At 51.9% G+C, this 2,991-nt stretch carries 1 rRNA gene; it reads left to right on the plus strand.

Annotation, left to right across the window (positions count from 1 at the left end):
* Positions 1-53: 53 nt before the first annotated feature.
* Positions 54-2,973: ribosomal RNA gene (locus tag SPD53_RS19575) — 23S ribosomal RNA — on the plus strand.
* Positions 2,974-2,991 lie beyond the last annotated feature (18 nt).

The raw sequence follows: 2,991 nt of genomic DNA on the forward strand, positions 1-2,991 counted from the left end.
TGGTCTTTTATGACCATCAAGGCAAAACAAAGCTATATTATTTACTGTAACTTAGTTAAGTGAATAAGGGCGCACGGTGGATGCCTTGGCACTAGGAGCCGATGAAGGACGGGACTAACACCGATATGCTCCGGGTAGTTGTAAGTAAACGTTAATCCGGAGATTTCCGAATGGGGCAACCCACTGTCCGTAATGGGACAGTACGTATACCTGAATACATAGGGTGTACGAGGCAGACCTGGGGAACTGAAACATCTCAGTACCCAGAGGAAGAGAAAGCAAATGCGATTTCCCAAGTAGCGGCGAGCGAAACGGAACGAGCCCAAACCAGTAAGCTTGCTTACTGGGGTTGTAGGACACTCCATTGGAGTTACAAAGAAATTCTTTAGATGAATCGATCTGGAAAGATCAGCCATAGAAGGTAACAGCCCTGTAATCGAAAAAGAGTTTCCTCCGGAGTGTATCCTGAGTACGGCGGAACACGTGGAATTCCGTCGGAATCCGGGAGGACCATCTCCCAAGGCTAAATACTCCCTAGTGACCGATAGTGAACCAGTACCGTGAGGGAAAGGTGAAAAGCACCCCGGGAGGGGAGTGAAAGAGAACCTGAAACCGTGCGCTTACAAGTAGTCGAAGCGCATTTATGCGTGACGGCGTACCTTTTGTAGAATGGACCGGCGAGTTACGATTACATGCAAGGTTAAGTGGAAGACACGGAGCCGCAGCGAAAGCGAGTCTGAATAGGGCGAATGAGTATGTGGTCGTAGACCCGAAACCGTGTGATCTACCCATGTCCAGGGTGAAGGTCAGGTAACACTGACTGGAGGCCCGAACCCACGTATGTTGAAAAATGCGGGGATGAGGTGTGGGTAGGGGTGAAATGCCAATCGAACACGGAGATAGCTGGTTCTCTCCGAAATAGCTTTAGGGCTAGCCTCAAAAATAGAGTACTGGAGGTAGAGCACTGATTGGACTAGGGGCCCTCACCGGGTTACCGAATTCAGTCAAACTCCGAATGCCAGCTACTTGTTTTTGGGAGTCAGACTGCGGGTGATAAGATTCGTAGTCGAGAGGGAAACAGCCCAGACCGCCAGCTAAGGTCCCAAAGTATACGTTAAGTGGAAAAGGATGTGGAGTTGCCCAGACAACCAGGATGTTGGCTTAGAAGCAGCCACCATTTAAAGAGTGCGTAATAGCTCACTGGTCGAGTGACTCTGCGCCGAAAATGTACCGGGGCTAAACGTATCACCGAAGCTGCGGATTGTTCTTACGAACAATGGTAGGAGAGCGTTCTAAGTGCTGCGAAGTCAGACCGTGAGGACTGGTGGAGCGCTTAGAAGTGAGAATGCCGGTATGAGTAGCGAAAAAAGAGTGAGAATCTCTTTCACCGAATGCCTAAGGTTTCCTGAGGAAGGCTCGTCCTCTCAGGGTTAGTCGGGACCTAAGCCGAGGCCGACAGGCGTAGGCGATGGACAACAGGTTGATATTCCTGTACCACCTCATGATCGTGATTGAGCGATGGGGGAACGCAGAAGGATAAGGAATGCGCACCGATGGATGTGTGCGCCCAAGCAGTGAGAAAGTCAGATAGGTAAATCCGTCTGGCAATTTCAAGCTGTGACGGGGAGGGAAATAGAGTACCGAAGTTCCGGATTTCACGCTGCCAAGAAAAGCCTCTAGCCAGATCATAGGTGCCCGTACCGCAAACCGACACAGGTAGGCGAGGAGAGTATCCTAAGGTGAGCGGGAGAACTCTCGTTAAGGAACTCGGCAAAATGACCCCGTAACTTCGGGAGAAGGGGTGCTTCTTTTAGAAGAAGCCGCAGTGAATAGGCCCAAGCGACTGTTTATCAAAAACACAGGTCTCTGCGAAGCCGAAAGGCGAAGTATAGGGGCTGACACCTGCCCGGTGCTGGAAGGTTAAGGGGAAGAGTTAGCCGTAAGGCGAAGCTTAGAACCGAAGCCCCAGTAAACGGCGGCCGTAACTATAACGGTCCTAAGGTAGCGAAATTCCTTGTCGGGTAAGTTCCGACCCGCACGAAAGGTGCAACGACTTGGGCACTGTCTCAACGAGAGACCCGGTGAAATTATACGATGTGTGAAGATGCACATTACCCGCGACAGGACGGAAAGACCCCGTGGAGCTTTACTGTAGCTTGATATTGACTGTTTGTGCAGCTTGTACAGGATAGGTGGGAGCCGTGGAATCGGGAGCGCTAGCTTCCGTGGAGGCACCCGTGGGATACCACCCTAGCTGTATGAACATTCTAACCCAGGACCGTGATCCGGTCCGGAGACAGTGTCAGGCAGGCAGTTTGACTGGGGCGGTCGCCTCCCAAAAGGTAACGGAGGCGCCCAAAGGTTCCCTCAGAATGGTTGGAAATCATTCGCAGAGTGTAAAGGCACAAGGGAGCTTGACTGCGAGACCTACAAGTCGAGCAGGGACGAAAGTCGGGCTTAGTGATCCGGTGGTTCCGCATGGAAGGGCCATCGCTCAACGGATAAAAGCTACCCCGGGGATAACAGGCTTATCTCCCCCAAGAGTTCACATCGACGGGGAGGTTTGGCACCTCGATGTCGGCTCATCGCATCCTGGGGCTGTAGTCGGTCCCAAGGGTTGGGCTGTTCGCCCATTAAAGCGGTACGCGAGCTGGGTTCAGAACGTCGTGAGACAGTTCGGTCCCTATCCGTCGTGGGCGCCTGGAAGTTTGAGAGGAGCTGTCCTTAGTACGAGAGGACCGGGATGGACACACCGCTGGTGTACCAGTTGTTCCGCCAGGAGCATAGCTGGGTAGCTACGTGTGGAAAGGATAAGTGCTGAAAGCATCTAAGCATGAAGCCCCCCTCAAGATGAGACTTCCCATCACTTCGAGTGAGTAAGATCCCTCAGAGACGATGAGGTTGATAGGTTCGAGGTAGAAGCATGGTGACATGTGGAGCTGACGAATACTAATCGATCGAGGACTTAACTAACTTCTATTTTGATGTCGT

This window comes from Oceanobacillus sp. MO10714A, from assembly GCF_037072045.1.
GTDB classification, from domain to species: Bacteria; Bacillota; Bacilli; order Bacillales; family Amphibacillaceae; genus Oceanobacillus; species Oceanobacillus indicireducens.